Raw genomic sequence first — 16,161 nt, 5'->3', positions numbered from 1 at the left:
CGGTTTTATAAATTATCTACGATCAATAGTTTGAAATGTATTAAAAAGTGTATGATTTGGTGTTTTGATACTAGTATATGGTAATTTAGTATGATAGAGAATAGATAAAAGACTATGTTTAAGGTTTTTGATAAACAGTATTAGCCATTTATAGCCTCTACATATTCTACTTTATCTTTTAGCATCTCTTTCAACATGTTTTCGATTCCGTTTTTTAATGTAAAAGTAGAAGATGGACATCCACTACAAGCACCTTGTAAAACAACCTTTACACCTTTGCTCTTTGGGTCATAAGAATCAAATAATATGTTACCTCCATCACTGGCTACAGCTGGTTTTATATATTCTTCAATAATATTTACAATATCTTTTGAAACATCATCCAGGTTTTCAAAATCTAAATCAGATTGTTTTTCTACTTCCCCTTTTGACACAGCAGCATTGGCGGTTAAAACTTCTTTCCCTTGCTCTAGATAATTACGTATAAAATCTCTGACCTCAGTAGTGATATCATTCCAATCTGCCATATCATATTTACCTATAGAAATATAATTCTCATTAATGTATATTTCTTTAACAAATGGAAAATGAAATAACTCTTGTGCTAAAGGGGCTTCGCCGGCATCATCAATATTTTTAAATTCATGCCCCGAAGTGACTAATTTTTTATTAGCCACAAATTTTAATACCGCAGGATTAGGTGTACTCTCTGCATAGATAGTAATAGGGACTTTTTTTGTGGTTTCAGCTTCGGTTTCAATAACAATTGGTTGACCGCTATTAAGATAACTTTTGATTTGTTGTGCAACTTCTTCTTGCACGTCAGACCATTCTACAATATCATACTTATCTATAGCAACAAAATTTTGTGCAATAAAAACTCTTTTTACAAATGGTAGATAAAACAACTGTTGTGCAAGAGGAGCATTTTTGGCCTGATCTATATTCTCAAACTCATAACTGGTATGCTGTGTTAAAAAGTAATTGGCTTCAAATTTAACAATACCTGGATTTGAAGTAGTTTCTATTTTTATTTCAAAATTCTTTTCCATGCGCTATTTTTTGCAAATTTACTAAAAAGCAACACGATATTAGTAGTGTATTTGTAATGCTAACAATTTTTAACTAATCTTTGATAAATGTAAATAAAGAAAGTGTATAATTTTAGTTTTGTTATTGCATTAATAATACTTGTAGAGATATAAAGAATAATAAAATTACCTGCTAAAATAATTCATCTCAAAATCTAAGTTAGATATTGTTATATTTTATGAATGTAATTGTGTTTGTGTAAAACATCATGGTCAAATATTTTTTCTAATGTCTGTCAATGAGTTAACAATAACAACGTACGAGAGATGTGAATTCTTTGGTTTATATTGGCTTCAAAAAGTATAAATCTTGTATTCTGGCAAAAATTTATATCTTTGGAACAATTGAAATACAAAGATTTATTTTAAAAATTAAGGTGAAGCCTCACAATATAAACTGTTTTTAATAGTTTAGATTGAATTCACAAATTCTATTTTAGCCCCTAAATGATAGTGCTCAAATGAACTTAAAAACATTCTATGTAGTAGTATTTGTACTAGTATCTCCATTTGTCTTTTCGCAAGAAGGTATTCCTGTATACTCTGATTATCTTTCTGATAATTTGTACTTGATACATCCTGCAATGGCTGGTGCATCAAATGCTAATAAAATTAGGCTTACTGCTAGAAAGCAATGGTTTGATGTGAATAATGCTCCTAATTTACAGACCTTAAATATTAATTTTAGAACTGGTGAGAAATCTGGTTTAGGAGGAATTGTATATAGGGATGAAAATGGTAGGTTTTCTCAAACAGGACTGTATTTAACATATGCTTATCATCTTTTGTTTTCTAGAGATAGAACAGATTTAAACATGTTATCTTTTGGTCTTAGTGCCGGTTTAATACAATCTAATGTAGATTTAAGAGGGCTTGATGATCCTTTTGATCCTGATCCTGTAATTCTGGATAGAGTACAAAAAGATGTATATTATAATGTAGATGTGGGATTATCCTATAATTTTTTAGAGTGGTATGCTCACATTACTGTTAAAAATATATTACCAACTGTTCGTGATATTTTTGATAATGATACACCAATACGAGAATCTAATAATCAACGTAGATATATCTTTTCTTTAGGATATTTATTTGGCATTGGTGCTACTCCTTGGAGTTTAGAGCCATCTATTATGTATCAAGCTACAGATGAAACTCAAGAAAGTACCATTGATGCTAATTTAAAAGTGTACCGGGATTTTAGCTCCAGTACTTTATGGGGAGGGATATCTTACAGACGTAGCTTGGATGGAGCAGAATTTTCTCAGGATGGTACTTCGATAGAGAGCCAGCAATTGCAATACATAACCCCATTTTTAGGAATTAATTATAAAAAATGGATGGCTGGATATACCTATAGTTATCAATTAAATTCGGTAGTTGTTAGTAATGGAGGTTTTCACCAAATTACTCTGGGGTACGATTTTGGAAAACGTAAAGAAAGATGGAACTGTAATTGCCCCGCCGTTAATTCAAAAAACTAATCAAAGCAAAAAAAAAATAGTATTTAAAATAGAAATGCCTGCAAATCTGCAGGCATTTCTATTTTTATTTGGTAAAAGTACCATCAAATTGTAGTCTTTGATCTTTTATAGGAACCAAAGAGGATAATTCGTATACATTTTTATAACCATATCCATAGAGGTTTATAAATGTTGGGATGTTTAATGCTAAAGGAGCCATTTTAGAAGCAAAATTAATAGAATCTCCATCAATATTGTTATTGCAGTAAATCAAAATTCGAGTTTCTTTAGAAGGTATTTTCTTTGCCAGTTTACCTTCTGTAAAATCAGAAAAATTGATGTGGGTAGCACCTCTAAGATGTTTTTGTTTGTAAGCGCTTTCAGAGCGAGTATCTAATAAAATAGTGTTCTCCTCTGTCATATACTTTAGAAAAATTTCCAGAGGGATTAATTGTTCTTTCCTATATTCTAAAATTTCTTCAGATATTTCCAGAAAAGAATCATAATCAACATTCGATTTTGATAACTTCTTTTGTTGCTGCGCCTGCATGGATATTGGTATTAGAATTAGTATGATTATTTTAATAACTGTTTTCATCTTGAATATTTATTTTTCTTTGAATACATTATTATTTTAGGATTTATTCTTCCCAGGAGAAAGATTTTTTTCTTCCTTGCTTTTTGATTGCATTTAGTAAAGCAGCTTCGAGATTTGTATCATCTTTTTTACTATTGTCTTTAATATATAATACACGCTTTTTATTTAACTCTTTAATCTTTTGTTGTATCTTTTTACGTGCTGTACTTTTTTCTGCGATATATTGCTTTAACTCGGCTTTAGATTTACCTTTAAGCTCTTTTGGTAATTCGTCTTTAGCTACTTTTTCTACTTCAAAAGCCTCGTCTTCTGCAGCATCAATTAGATCCCAACTTTTGTTTTTATAGAAACCAGAGCTTTTACTAACGGTTCGACTTACAGCATTTGCAGAGCTATACGATCTTGCATTACTGTCTTGTTCAGCTTGCAATTGTCTTTTTTGAGCTCCTTGATGGCCGTAATAGATATACGTACTATTTAGTTTATGATTGAGTTCGAGAATGATATCATCATATGGTGTTGCAATATGTACGGTTTCGCGATTATGATCTATGGCACTATATTCTCCGGTTGTGATATCTGCTCCGTGTTTCCACCTCGTCTCAATACCTTGTCGGTAATTACCACAAAAAATAGTGTTAATTGTAATGTCTTTTTCTAATGCATCTGTAGCTGCATCTTTATAATCTACGGGACCTTGAGTAAATGGTTCATTACCCGCTATGAAAATTAGTTTTAAGTGATCATTATTTTTTTTCCAACCTAATTGGTTAATTGAGGTATTGATCACTTTACCACAATATTCGTTCCCTCCATTAGTAGTAAGTGCAAAAAGCTCTTTTGATATCTCATCCAAATCATCAGAAAACGGTAACACCTGTCTAATAAATCCTTCTTGAGATGGTAAACCATCATTACCATATTCATATAATGCTATCTCCAACTTTATTTTGTTATGTCCACATTTAGCATACGAAAGCTCATTTACGATTTCCCATAGTTGAGCCTTAGCCTGATCAATAAGACCATCCATACTATTACTGGTGTCTAATAGTAAAGCTACTTGTATGTTACGCGTATTCGGATCAGTTTTAGTAGTCTGTATCAGGTGATTTTTTTCTTTTTGAAATGCGAGATCGGAGTTCGATTTATTATTTGCGTTACAAGAAATAGTAACAAGTAAACATAATATACTCCATGTAAAAAACGTCTTCATAGTTTCCCTTTTTTAATTTTGGATAAAACTACAGCGAACTTTTTTGACTAAAAATCTAAAATGAGGGATTAGAGAAAGTGAATGAGGGAACTTACCCTTTTAATTAGGGAAGTTTCTTTTTTCTGCTAAAAAGCTGCTATAAAACAGTATAATCAAAAGATCCGAATTTTATTATCCCATTTAAATGGGTTAAGTTTACCTTGTTTTAATAGTATATAATGAAGAAGATTGGTTTGATAATAGTATTTCTTTGGTTCCTGCCTGTATTGGTTTTGGGACAAGAGAATGCTAGAATGAAGAGACCAGAATCAATGAGTATCAAAGGTTCTGTGAAAGAAAAGAGTACTCGAAAAGCGGTTAGAGATGTAGAGGTAACTGTACTAGGGAAAGGAACAGTAACAACTGATATTTTTGGTAATTTTAAAATAGAAGCCCGTGTTGGAGACGAACTTGTAATTACTCATGATAGTTTTAATACAATTCGATATACGATCAAAGATGGTCAAAAAATTGATATTGAAGTACATGATAACCCTCGGGAGGCTGAATCACCATCAATTTCAAAACAAAAGAGCGAGTCTCGGTATAAGAAAAATCTAAAAGCAGCAAAAAGTACTTTAAAAAAGGATGCTGCTACAAGTATAGAGTATATCACTAATGCTTTAGAGACTATACGAGATGATGACCCTTCGTCAGATGATAAAAAAGCCGAATTGTTTGAGTCATTAGCAGATATTTATAAGTATTGGAAACAACCCGATCTTGCTGAAAGTAATTATCTCATGAGTCTTAAAAATAAATATAGTACTGATGTAAAAATTAAATTGGCTAATGCACGATTAGAAGGTAAAAATTATCAGGCGGCTTTAAATACTTTTGACCAGTTACAGCGATCTAGGTTAAATAATACTCAAAGGGCTATTGTCTATGAAGGTTTAGGAGATAGTTATAAAGGACTACAAAACTACCCTGATGCTATTGCCAATTATAATAAAGCTCTTTCTATAAGCCAGAGAAAAAAACTGGATGATAGAGTGATTTTATTAAATTCTAAGTTAGCCGAGGTATTACAGCAGGAAGGAAATATTAGAGATGCTGAAGAGTATTTGGATAATTCGGTACAGTTAGCGCAACAAAAGGATAAAAAGACATCGGCACGGCAAAGATCGACTGCAGCAGATTTTTATAATAAGAGTAATAGCTATGGTAAAGAAATACAATTAAGAAAAGAGGCACTCGAGGATATCGAAGAGATCGAGAAAACTAATGAAAATGAAGGTCCAACGGCAGAAGATAACTCTTTAACTACCCAGGTACAGAATTATAAAATTGCTAGTGCCTTTGCTGCGCAAGAAGAATATGATGAAGCTATTCCATATCTGAAAGAAAGTATTAAGGAAGCAGAATCAAAAAATGATCTAATTGTTCAAAAAGATGCCACCCGAAAACTGGGAGAAGTCTATCGAGAAAAAGGAGAATTAAAAAAAGCATCAGATGCCTTTGAAGAATATGAGGTAATCATTGATAAATTATATATACAAAAAGATCAGGAGATATCACAGGCAGCTCGTTTTAGTAGAGAGTTAGCACAGAGAGCAAATAGGATTACCACGCTAGAGAAAGACAGGGAGCTAAATGAGGCAAAATACGAATTGGCATTTGCTTCTCAAGAAATAGCAAATCAACAAAGTATACGACAACAAACTGTAATCTATTTTTTAATAGGGTTAACAGTTTTATTACTTCTTGCTGCATATTTAATGTATCGTAATATGAAGCAACAACGGTATGCAAATAACCTTTTAGCATTAAAATCACTACGCTCCCAAATGAATCCTCATTTTATTTTTAATGCTTTAAATTCTGTAAATACATTTATAGCTACGAGTGATGAAAGAACCGCAAATCGATACCTTACTGATTTTTCGTTATTAATGAGAGCCGTTTTAGAGAATAGTGAAGAAGATTTTATTCCTCTAGAAAAAGAAATAGAACTCTTAAGGTTATATGTGCAATTAGAGCATTTTAGGTTTCAGGATAAATTTGAATATACGGTTGAGGTTGATCCCGAAATCGACATTAATGAATATATGATTCCTCCTATGTTATTGCAGCCATATGTAGAGAATGCTGTATGGCATGGATTACGATATAAAACTGAAAAGGGCTTGTTGTCCATACGTTTTCAAAAAGAAACATCAGAGAGTATAGAAATTATAATTACTGATGATGGAATAGGGCGTAAAAAGTCTAAAGAATTGAAAACGCAAAACCAAAAACTTCAAAAATCCAGAGGGATGGGCAATATCAAAAAGAGAATTGCAATCCTTAATAAAATGTATAAAGATAAGGTAGATGTTTTTATATCGGACCTCGAAGATAATACAGAAGGAACCCAGGTAAAATTAATTCTTAAGAAAGACAAGTAAATGAACTTAACTGCAATCATAGTAGATGATGAAGCTAATAGCCGAGCCATACTTAGAAATTATTTAGGCAAATATTGCCCATCGGTTACCATTTTGGGAGAAGCTTCCAGTGTAAAAGAAACATTAGTCCTGCTAGAATCTCATACTCCTGATATGTTGTTTTTGGACGTAGAAATGCCTTACGGTAATGCATTTGATTTATTGGAACAAGTGCCTGATCGTACATTCGAAATTGTTTTTGTAACGGCCTATGATCATTATGCGGTAGATGCTTTAAATGCTCAGGCAACCTATTACCTGTTAAAACCTATTGCAATTGATAATCTTATCAAAGCTGTTGATCATGTAAGCTATATCAAGCAACGGGAAGCTGCTCTTTTGGACACTGTTTTAGTTCCTAAGGTGACTACGGTAGAAGGTAAAATCACGATCCCACAGCAAGATGGTTTTGAAGTTCTACAGATTTGTGATATTCTATATTGCGAAGCAGACGATAACTATACCAAAATTTACCTGAATAAAGGTCAGAAGCTAGTAAGCAAAACGCTGAAATATTTTGAAGAATCCCTAAATACGCACGGATTTGTACGAACTCATAAAAGCTATTTGGTGAATGTGAGTAAAATAACACGATATCGGAAGGGAAAAGGAGGAAGCGTTGTGCTTTCTTCGGGCAAAGAATTATCTGTGTCTTCTTCTAAAAAAGGAACATTATTGAATTATTTTAAATAATCATGATTTATAATTATTAAATTCTAATTTTTTTTGTTAAAATACGCTAAGAAAACAAGTGTTAGTTGTTGTAATTTGTAATATCCGGTATTATTAACTACAAAAACTTAAAATAATGAAAAAAAGAGAATCGTTAAAAAAACTATCTCTAGAAAAAATCAAAATTTCTAACCTAGCCTCTAAAGCTATTATTGGAGGGACAGGTAATCCATCATTACATAGTTGTGCCGGACAAGGTAATCAACCGGGGCAAACGTGTTACACTAATAATTGTGGAGGCACTGGTGGAGGTACTGGTGGTGGAGGAATTAGCGGGCCTATTTACTGTTAATCCTCTTTTAAGTTAGAGAAATGAAGATTGTCTAGAAGTAACTTGTTTATTGTCTTTTTGAGAACTAATTTATTGCTTATGTCTTATAAAAATGAAGAACATTATTTTTTAGACAATCTTTTTTAAGTTTATGTATTATAAAAATTAAAAGTCTAAAGTTTTAGCAGTATACGTAATAGTATTTTCATGTAATATATTCTTTAGTATATCTACGTTACCATTAGTATATAAAGTATGTTTACCTATTTTGGGGTTTGGATTTAAAAAATTATTTGCAATCAACACAGCTTTAGTTTGTCGTGCAACCGCCTCTCCCGAATCAATAATTGTAATCTCGTTGGGGAGCATTTTTTTTAGAAGTGGGATTAAGTACGGGTAATGTGTGCATCCAAGGACTAAATGATCTATGTTTTTGTTAAGCATAGGGGTAATATAAGAATGAAGTAATGTGTACATTTCATCCGTATCTATCTTGCCTTTTTCAATAAGCTCCACCAGTCCAGTGCCAATGACTTCGAGGACTTCAATATTTTGAGTATATAGATCTGATGTTTTGACAAATAACTCACTAGATAAAGTACCTTTTGTAGCAAGTACACCTACTTTTTTTGTTTTGGTGTAAATAGCTGCCGGTTTTATCGCCGGTTCAATTCCAATAATTGGTATGTTGTAAGTGGATCGTAGCGTTTTTATGGCATTTGTAGTCGCAGTATTGCATGCAACCACGATGATCTTACAATTTAAATCAAGGAGTTTTTCGGTGTTTTTAATGCTTAATGCGGTAATCTCTTCTTTACTACGTTTGCCATAAGGAGCATATTTGCTATCAGCCAGAAAGATAGTGTTCTCATAAGGCAATAGGGAGGCGATTTCTTTCCAGATTGTTGTTCCACCAACACCTGAGTCAAATATACCAATAGGTTGATCTTGCATAATCACATAATAGTTTATCCCAAAAATAAAAAAACAGTGAGATGACATCTCACTGTTTTTTTATTTTTATTAAAAGTTTAAAGTAAAACTGTTAGATACCTAGGTCTTTTTTTACATCTGCCATTAGGTTTTTACCATCAGCCATAATTACTCCGGTTCCTGTAGTAGAATCTAATACATATTGAAAACCTTGTGCTCTTGCTACCTTTTGGATAGATGTACGTGCTTGTTCATAGATAGGCTTCATTAGTTCGATCTCTTTTTTCTGAAGATCCTGAAGTGCATTTGTTCTATAATCGTTAATGCTTTTCTCTGTAGCCTGTACTTCTTGCTGTCTTTTTAAGTTCTCCTCATCAGTTTTAGTTTCAGCTTCCTGAGAATATTTTTTGATAGTGTTTTGTAACTCTAACACCATATTTCTAATTTCTGCGTCATAGGTCTTATTCAATTTTTCGATCTCACTTTTTGCAGCTTTAAAAGCAGGCATTGCTTCTACTAGCTCTTGTGACGCGATATGCGCTACTTTAGATTGAGCATTCATAAAACTTGAGGTTCCTATGATAAGTGCAATAGCTACTAGTAATGTTCTAAATTGTTTCATTTGTAAGTAATATTAAAAGGTGTTATAAATTTATAAAAATTAATTTTTTAATCATTATCTGTTCAGTTGTCAGAACCAGACGATGAATCATTATTTTTCAGATTTTCTTTTTGAGCTTTTAATGCATTAATAGAATCTTTTTTTCTTTTTTGTAGTTCTAATAATCTTGCTCTTCTTGCTTCGAATTCTTTCTTTTTTGCAGCTCTTATAGAATCTCTTTGGATTTTACGTTCTTTAAGAAGTTGCTCTCTTTCTGATAATCTTTTTTGAGCTGCTCTTTCTCTATCTGATATTTCTGTTTCTTGTTCTACATTTCTTTTTTCGGCTCTTTCCAGAGCTTTCTTGTCTTTTTTGCTATTGAGCTGTTTTCTTTTTGAAGCTCTGTTTATTCTTAGCAATACCTGATCACTTATATCAAATCGATCTGCAGAATAGAGCATCACAAGATCTGCTGATTTGTCAAAAACAAAATCATACTTTTTGTTTTTTGCAATCTCTTGAACTGCTACAAAAACTTGATCCTGTACTGGTTGAACTAATCTTTTTTTCTGAATAAAAAGATCTCCATTTGGACCAAATCGTTTTTGCTGATATTCTAATATCTCTTTTTCTTTAAAAAAGATATCTTCCTCTCTTTCTTCAATTAGTTCTTTGGTAAGCAAGACTCTTTCATTATTAAGGTCTTTACGCATTTCTTCAACTTCTTTGAGCTCAGCTTCTATTTCAACTTTCCATTTTTGTACTTTGGTTTCGAGTTCAGAAGAAGCTTCATTATATTCTGGAACATTTTCCAGAATATATCCCATATCAATATAGCCAATCCTAATACCTTTCTGCGCATGTACTGCGTTTGTGAAAAATAGCCAACTGACTGCTGCAACTAGTAAAAGACCCTTTGTTTTCATAACTTTGTGTGTATATAGAAATAATCGTGCCAAAACTAAAATTGTTGTCCTATAATAAAATGGGTTTCCCATCCATTAGCCTGATTTGTTCCCGGAATAGGATCAAAACCATACCCAAAATCTATACCTAATAACCCAAATGCTGGCATAAAGATACGTAAACCTGCTCCAGCAGAACGACTTAATTGGAAAGGGTTGAAACTTTTAAAGCTATCATAGGAAGCTCCACCTTCCAAAAATCCTAGCACATATATTGATGCTGCGGGTTTTAGTGTTATAGGATAACGAAGCTCTAACGAATATTTGTTATAAATTGTTGCCCCATCGGCATCAAAATCTTGATTATTAGTTCTACTTTGAGGTGTAAGAGATTGATTTGGGTATCCTCTTAATGAAACAACTTCACGGCCATCAAGACTTGTAGCCCCTAATCCATCTCCTCCCAGGAAAAAACGTTCAAAAGGAATATTACCTCTATTGTTGTTATATGCACCTAAAAAACCATATTCTGCTTTTGTCTTTAAAACCAGGGGTTTTTTCCCTATATTAACTAAACTTGTATACCAGGTACCATCAAATTTAAGTTTATAGTATTCTAGCCATTTAAAACGCTCCTGATCGATTTCTCCAATTTCAGTACCTATTTCAGCACTTCTTACAAGATCTCTCGAATTTGTGTTATCAAGATTACTTCTTTCTTCTTCTAAAGAATCTCTACGATCTGCTAATTCACCATAATCTACCCCATCAAAAAGAGAGTAGGGTACAGAAAGTTTAGCAACAAGATTAAACTCTGATCCACCAGTTGGAAAAATTGGGTTTACAGTAGTGTTATTTCTATTGATCCCAATGGTATAGGATAAATCATTAGAAGATCCATTACCAAAAGTAAATAATCGAGTGTTATAGTTTTTAAGATTGTAATGTCTTACACTGATGGCTTGAGATAATGTAAAGTAATTATCTGGCCAATTTAATCTTTTGGCTATTCCTATTGATCCACCAGTAATAAGGAATTTACTGTCTCTATCTACTTTACGTGTTCTGTTGTTAAGCAAGAACTGAATAGTATGAGAGAATGATGTAGAGAGCTGATATGGTCTTTTTCCTCCTAGCCATGGTTCTACAAAAGAAAGGCTATAGGTTTGAAAAAATCTACTGGCCTGAGCTCTAACTCTAAGAGTTTGACCATCTCCCATTGGTAGAGGACTGTAGGATTCTTTGTTAAAAATATTACGTATTGAAAAGTTACTAAAAGCTAGTCCCAGAGTTCCTACAAAACCACCACCTCCAAAACCACCTTGAAGCTCAATTTGACTGGATCCTTTTTCTACTACCGGATAATTAATATCTATAGTTCCTGCTTGAGGATTTGCATTTTGAAATTGAGGTTCTAATTGTTCTGGATCAAAAAATCCTAATTGCCCCAATTCACGAACGGTTCGTACTACAAGATCCTTACTGTAACGTTGACCTGGTCTGGTTCTAAGTGTTCTATAAATTACGTGATCATTTGTTTTATCGTTTCCGGTAACGGTAATATGATCAAAATAGGTTAATTTCCCTTCACGTACTCTGATTTCAAAATCAAGAGTGTCATTGTACACTTTTGTTTCTACTGCATCAATAGAAGAAAATAAATACCCATTATTTTGATATAAATTGGTAAGATCATTTGCATCTGGCTTACTATTATCTGCAATTTGTTTTTCTAGAAGAACGCCATTATAGACATCTCCCTTTTTAATAACTAGCTGTCGGGCTAATTCTCGGTCGGTATATACGCTATTACCTAAAAATGTAATATTACCAAAATAATACTTATTACCTTCTTCAAGATTAAGATTAAGCGATACACTATTATCATCTTCTATAATCAAACTATCAGAGGTGATACGAGCATCTCGATATCCTTTTTCTTTATATTTAGTAATGATATTATCTTTATCCTCCTCGTAATCTGCCCGGATATATTTTGATCGTTTCCAGAATCTTAAAAATTTCTTACGCTTGGTGTTTTTCATTGCTCTGCGCACCTTAGCATCAGAAAGTTGCTCGTTTCCTTCTATATTGATTTTATCAACCTTAACCCGATCTCCTTTGTCGATCAGAATAACCATATTTACCTTGTTGCTAGCAACTGTATCTTTAATAGGAATGGTGTTAACAACAACTTTAGTGTTTAGGAATCCGTCTTTTTTATACTTATTAGTAATAAAGTTACGAGTTGTAGTTATAAGGTTTTCTGTAACCTTAGCGCCTTTGGTTAATCCATTATCTTTAATTAACTCTTCGGATTTACGCTTTTTAATTCCTTGAATACGGGCTTCGTTTAACTCAGGTACTTCTTGTATGTTAATTTCGAGATCAGCAACGTCTCCTTCTACATTACTAATGTAAAAATTAATATCGCTAAATAATTCGAGATCCCACAATTTCTTAATGACTTTACTTATCCGATCTCCCGGAAGAAAAACACGTTCCCCTTTTCTAAGACCAGTAAAAGTAATTACTGTGTTTTCATTGTAACTGGTAATCCCGGTAACTTTAATATCCCCAATAATATATTCTTTCCCGTTAGCACCAGGTAAATTTTGTGCAGAAAGTGATGTTGATATTAATAAGGCGAGTAACGTAAAATACGTAATAGGTAGTTTTTTTGTCATTTCTTTAACTGAGCTGCTCACTAGTTTTTCCAAATCTTCTTTCTCTTTTTTGATAATTGAATATGGCCTCGAATAAATCGGCTTTTTTAAAGTCTGGCCATAAAATTTCTGTAAAATATAATTCTGCATACGCAATTTGCCATAGTAAAAAATTACTAATACGTTGTTCCCCACTGGTACGTATCAATAAGTCCACATCAGGCAGGTCTTTTGTGTACAAATGCTCATTAATGACTGATTCATTTATAAGATGTGGCGAAATTACACCATTTTTAACTTTAATACTTATTTCTTGGATAGTTTTTATAAGCTCTTCTCTGCTTCCATAGCTCAGAGCCAGAGTAAGTGTCATATGTGTATTGGATTTGGTCTTTTCGATAACTTCTAAAAGTTCTACTCTTGCTTTTTTGGGAAGCGACTGCAAATTTCCAATAGCATTAAGTTTAATATTATTGTCTTGAAGTGTTTTGATTTCCTTTTTTAAGGAGTTTACCAAAAGTTTCATTAAGGTGTCTACTTCAAGTTTTGGTCTATTCCAGTTTTCTGTAGAAAAAGCATAAAGTGTAAGATACTTAATGCCTATCTCGGCACTGCTTTCTACAGCTTCTTTAACAGCTTTAGTTCCGTTTTCGTGACCAACGGCTCTAAATAGACCTTTCTTTTTTGCCCATCGCCCATTACCATCCATAATAATGGCAACGTGCTGTGGGATATTAGTGTTTAATTGTTTTTTATCAATCATTTTTAGAAAGCACAAAAACACGGTATTCTACCCCAGGTATACGATAGTGTTATACCTGTAAATACATACCAGTCATTGTTATTTAAATTACCAAATCCTGTTCCAAATCTATCATCAGGATTACTGCCATCAAGGTTATCAGTAAACGTGTATCGAGCACCTATTTCTGCGCCAAATACAAAATTTTTACCTAATGTTTTTTTAATCCCTAAAACCATAGGGATTGCGAAACTCCATTTATCAGCATATGCGTCGATTTGATTATTCGCATCAACAGCTAATGCACCATAATTAAATGTGGTGATTCCTGTATATAGATAAGGGGTAAATTGGGATCCTCCGTCGTAAAGATACCAATCCCAGAAATTAAATTCCATTCCTAGCGATATTTCTTTTACAGAATTGCTAAAACTTAATCCTCTTTGTTTTCTTCTGTCATCTCCTTTATCGTCATTAGCATTGAGTTTAGCATATAAAAATGAAGCTCTAAAAGCATGTCGTTTACTTCGATTCCATTTTCCGATAGCTCCAAAAGCAACATTATTAGGTGAAATATAGTATGTAGATCCTACATCTCCTATATAGTTAGCTCCTCCAGCCATCAAACCTACCTCGTAAGTTTGTGATGCGATTGGTTGTATAAAAAATACAACAATTATAAGTGATGCTAAGTATCTCATAGATTTTCAAAAGTTTGCAAATATAACAATTAACTTTAGTACACAAGAATTTGAGTAAAATAGTATGAATAAAAAACACTTTTTAGTACATTTTATTGTTCAATTGCGTTTATCTTCCCCCCAAAGCATCTTTTTACGCAACGTTTTTAGAAAACTATCATCTTGAAGAACTACCATGTTGATTTTGAAAGGAGCTTTTTTAATAACTACTGTAGCTTCATTTGGGAGTGTATGTATTCTAGAGTCTAAAGAAATTAAATAGGTGTCTTCTCTTCCGGAAACTTGTAATTTGATTTCTTGACTATCTGGTATAACAAGAGGTCTTGCATTAAGGTTATGTGGAGCAATAGGAGTGAGTACCATGCTTTCTGCATCAGGCATCATTACCGGGCCACCGCAACTTAATGAATATCCTGTAGAGCCGGTAGGGGTAGAAACAATTAAGCCATCTGCCCAATATGAAGTAAGGAATTCATTGTTAAGACTTGTGTGTACAGTAATCATAGAGGTTGTATTTCTTCGGCTTACTGCGATCTCATTCATGGCAAAATTTAATACTCCGAATTCTTCAGTTGCTGGTAAAGTTTCTATCGTTACGAGACTTCTTGAAGAAATATAAAATTTTTTGTCAAGGATGAGTGCTATAGTATCTTTAATTTCTTCTTTTTGAATGGTTGCCAAAAAACCTAGTCTTCCAGTGTTGATACCCGCAATAGGGATTCCTAAATCTCGAACATAGGTAATCGTTTTGAGAATAGTACCATCTCCTCCAATACTAAAAAAAAGATCATAAGATGTATCCAATTCCTCAAAAGTGCTAAAATGAGAATATGTTTTATCTATTTCATCATGAAGATTTATCAATTCGAGAAAATTTTTCTCAATTACAACTTCTACACCATTTTTGTCAAGAGTTTCTAATAACTGTTGGATGTAGATTCCCGAATTTTTATGATAGAACTGGCCGTATATACCGATCTTCATTATAATTTGATTTGTGTTAGTATTTGATTAGGTAAACTGTTTTAAATATTAAGGTATTTTGCTAAATATTGGGATCTTTCTTTAAGGTTTGTCAAAAATGTATCATCTTGATGTTTTGAAACAATATTATAGCTATATCTTCTAAACGTTTGTACAATATTGTTAATGTCACTATCACTAATTTTTAATGTGATCTGTGCAACATCATTTTCCATATTAGATATAAATAACCCCAACACCTTGGCATTATTTGATTCTACAATTTGTGAAATTTCACTAAAAGAATAATCCAAAACACCTTTTTCTACTATTAAAATATTACCAGGTTCGCTAAGAAACGGGGTTTCATTAAAAAGGTTTATAATATCTCCAAGTTCAAAAAAGCCTAAATAACTATTGTTGTCGTCAAGTACTGGCATAATATTAGAATTATTTTGTGCAAAAGATTCTAGAATATCCAACCAGTTATCATCTTTCCTTACATAAAACCCTTCAAGGGCGTATTGATATGTATCCAAAGTTTTGTCGGTTTCAAAACATCGGATATCTGCTTCAGAGATACATCCTAGATATATATTCTGTTTTATAACTGGAAAATGGGTGTAAGTAAGTTCATTGAATAGCAATTGTGCCTCTGTTACTTTGACAGATACATCAAGAGGTTCTATTTCATTAACTATGTATAAATTCGTTTTCATAACTTTTGGGGGCTATATTATGCAAAATAATCAAAAAATATACAATCAAGGCGTTCTCAACTTTGTATTTTTGCTTTTTTAGTAAAAGACAT

General features: G+C 32.6%; 15 protein-coding genes. 4 read left to right on the top strand and 11 right to left on the bottom strand.

Translation table 11 applies throughout. The features are described 5' to 3' along the window. Positions 1 to 140: 140 nt before the first annotated feature. On the bottom strand, positions 141 to 1,052 hold the full coding sequence (locus tag DG435_RS21945; RefSeq protein WP_106793839.1) for a NifU family protein: 912 nt from the start codon (positions 1,050 to 1,052) through the stop codon (positions 141 to 143). A 500-nt stretch (positions 1,053 to 1,552) separates the two neighbouring features. On the opposite strand from DG435_RS21945, the gene DG435_RS21940 reads away from it, so the two are divergent. Beyond that, positions 1,553 to 2,575 (top strand): type IX secretion system membrane protein PorP/SprF, encoded by a 1,023-nt coding sequence (locus tag DG435_RS21940; protein ID WP_024771579.1) that lies wholly within the window; start codon positions 1,553 to 1,555, stop codon positions 2,573 to 2,575. Between the two features lie 64 nt (positions 2,576 to 2,639). Here the strand turns inward: DG435_RS21940 and DG435_RS21935 are convergent, their stop codons facing one another. Then, positions 2,640 to 3,152 (bottom strand): rhodanese-like domain-containing protein, encoded by a 513-nt coding sequence (locus DG435_RS21935; protein ID WP_106793838.1) that lies wholly within the window; start codon positions 3,150 to 3,152, stop codon positions 2,640 to 2,642. A gap of 43 nt (positions 3,153 to 3,195) precedes the next feature. Continuing rightward, entirely contained in the window at positions 3,196 to 4,368 is a 1,173-nt protein-coding gene (locus DG435_RS21930) for a VWA domain-containing protein (RefSeq protein ID WP_106793837.1), read from the bottom strand. A gap of 218 nt (positions 4,369 to 4,586) precedes the next feature. Between DG435_RS21930 and DG435_RS21925 the strand changes: the two genes are divergently transcribed. From DG435_RS21925 to DG435_RS21915, 3 genes are all read left to right on the top strand, one after another. Further along, positions 4,587 to 6,797: a histidine kinase gene (locus tag DG435_RS21925; RefSeq protein WP_106793836.1), complete on the top strand. Its 2,211-nt coding sequence runs from the start codon at positions 4,587 to 4,589 to the stop codon at positions 6,795 to 6,797. Beyond that, positions 6,798 to 7,529, top strand: a complete 732-nt coding sequence (locus DG435_RS21920) for a LytTR family DNA-binding domain-containing protein (RefSeq protein ID WP_106793835.1) — start codon at positions 6,798 to 6,800, stop codon at positions 7,527 to 7,529. It abuts the gene before it with no gap. A 115-nt stretch (positions 7,530 to 7,644) separates the two neighbouring features. Continuing rightward, positions 7,645 to 7,860 carry a hypothetical protein gene (locus DG435_RS21915; protein ID WP_106793834.1) on the top strand — a complete coding sequence of 72 codons (216 nt, stop codon included), beginning with the start codon at positions 7,645 to 7,647 and terminating at the stop codon, positions 7,858 to 7,860. Positions 7,861 to 8,004: 144 nt separating this feature from the next. Here the strand turns inward: DG435_RS21915 and murI are convergent, their stop codons facing one another. The 8 genes from murI to DG435_RS21875 form a co-directional block, all read right to left on the bottom strand. After that, entirely contained in the window at positions 8,005 to 8,841 is an 837-nt protein-coding gene (gene murI, locus DG435_RS21910) for a glutamate racemase (protein WP_234387143.1), read from the bottom strand. Positions 8,842 to 8,884: 43 nt separating this feature from the next. Further along, the gene (locus tag DG435_RS21905; protein ID WP_024771572.1) at positions 8,885 to 9,394 is read right to left on the bottom strand and encodes an OmpH family outer membrane protein; all 510 of its coding nucleotides are present in this window, start codon (positions 9,392 to 9,394) and stop codon (positions 8,885 to 8,887) included. 62 nt (positions 9,395 to 9,456) lie between these two features. Further along, positions 9,457 to 10,299 carry an OmpH family outer membrane protein gene (locus tag DG435_RS21900; protein WP_106793857.1) on the bottom strand — a complete coding sequence of 281 codons (843 nt, stop codon included), beginning with the start codon at positions 10,297 to 10,299 and terminating at the stop codon, positions 9,457 to 9,459. 35 nt (positions 10,300 to 10,334) lie between these two features. After that, entirely contained in the window at positions 10,335 to 12,965 is a 2,631-nt protein-coding gene (locus DG435_RS21895) for an outer membrane protein assembly factor (protein ID WP_106793832.1), read from the bottom strand. Positions 12,966 to 12,969: 4 nt separating this feature from the next. After that, positions 12,970 to 13,707, bottom strand: coding sequence for an isoprenyl transferase (locus DG435_RS21890; RefSeq protein ID WP_106793831.1), 738 nt, complete (start codon positions 13,705 to 13,707; stop codon positions 12,970 to 12,972). Positions 13,708 to 13,709: 2 nt separating this feature from the next. Continuing rightward, positions 13,710 to 14,387 (bottom strand): DUF6089 family protein, encoded by a 678-nt coding sequence (locus DG435_RS21885; RefSeq protein WP_106793830.1) that lies wholly within the window; start codon positions 14,385 to 14,387, stop codon positions 13,710 to 13,712. Between the two features lie 99 nt (positions 14,388 to 14,486). Continuing rightward, a complete protein-coding gene (locus DG435_RS21880) occupies positions 14,487 to 15,371 on the bottom strand; it encodes an NAD kinase (protein WP_024771567.1) in 885 nt (294 codons plus the stop codon). Between the two features lie 41 nt (positions 15,372 to 15,412). Continuing rightward, positions 15,413 to 16,069, bottom strand: coding sequence for a CBS domain-containing protein (locus tag DG435_RS21875; RefSeq protein ID WP_106793829.1), 657 nt, complete (start codon positions 16,067 to 16,069; stop codon positions 15,413 to 15,415). Positions 16,070 to 16,161 lie beyond the last annotated feature (92 nt).

It is taken from the genome of Aquimarina sp. Aq78 (assembly GCF_900299525.1).
In the GTDB taxonomy this organism is placed as follows: Bacteria; Bacteroidota; Bacteroidia; order Flavobacteriales; family Flavobacteriaceae; genus Aquimarina.
The sequence above is the reverse complement of the archived record's forward strand: the minus strand, read 5'-3'. Positions and strand labels throughout refer to the sequence as shown.

What these genes read in the sequence shown, in the direction of transcription:
- murI (WP_234387143.1), bottom strand. Translation starts at nt 8,841, where the DNA reads ATGTCATCTCACTGTTTTTTTATTTTTGGGATAAACTATTATGTGATT.
- DG435_RS21875 (WP_106793829.1), bottom strand. Translation starts at nt 16,069, where the DNA reads ATGAAAACGAATTTATACATAGTTAATGAAATAGAACCTCTTGATGTA.
- DG435_RS21895 (WP_106793832.1), bottom strand. Translation starts at nt 12,965, where the DNA reads ATGACAAAAAAACTACCTATTACGTATTTTACGTTACTCGCCTTATTA.
- DG435_RS21890 (WP_106793831.1), bottom strand. Translation starts at nt 13,707, where the DNA reads ATGATTGATAAAAAACAATTAAACACTAATATCCCACAGCACGTTGCC.
- DG435_RS21945 (WP_106793839.1), bottom strand. Translation starts at nt 1,052, where the DNA reads ATGGAAAAGAATTTTGAAATAAAAATAGAAACTACTTCAAATCCAGGT.
- DG435_RS21915 (WP_106793834.1), top strand. Translation starts at nt 7,645, where the DNA reads ATGAAAAAAAGAGAATCGTTAAAAAAACTATCTCTAGAAAAAATCAAA.
- DG435_RS21885 (WP_106793830.1), bottom strand. Translation starts at nt 14,387, where the DNA reads ATGAGATACTTAGCATCACTTATAATTGTTGTATTTTTTATACAACCA.
- DG435_RS21920 (WP_106793835.1), top strand. Translation starts at nt 6,798, where the DNA reads ATGAACTTAACTGCAATCATAGTAGATGATGAAGCTAATAGCCGAGCC.
- DG435_RS21935 (WP_106793838.1), bottom strand. Translation starts at nt 3,152, where the DNA reads ATGAAAACAGTTATTAAAATAATCATACTAATTCTAATACCAATATCC.
- DG435_RS21880 (WP_024771567.1), bottom strand. Translation starts at nt 15,371, where the DNA reads ATGAAGATCGGTATATACGGCCAGTTCTATCATAAAAATTCGGGAATC.
- DG435_RS21905 (WP_024771572.1), bottom strand. Translation starts at nt 9,394, where the DNA reads ATGAAACAATTTAGAACATTACTAGTAGCTATTGCACTTATCATAGGA.
- DG435_RS21940 (WP_024771579.1), top strand. Translation starts at nt 1,553, where the DNA reads ATGAACTTAAAAACATTCTATGTAGTAGTATTTGTACTAGTATCTCCA.
- DG435_RS21900 (WP_106793857.1), bottom strand. Translation starts at nt 10,299, where the DNA reads ATGAAAACAAAGGGTCTTTTACTAGTTGCAGCAGTCAGTTGGCTATTT.
- DG435_RS21930 (WP_106793837.1), bottom strand. Translation starts at nt 4,368, where the DNA reads ATGAAGACGTTTTTTACATGGAGTATATTATGTTTACTTGTTACTATT.
- DG435_RS21925 (WP_106793836.1), top strand. Translation starts at nt 4,587, where the DNA reads ATGAAGAAGATTGGTTTGATAATAGTATTTCTTTGGTTCCTGCCTGTA.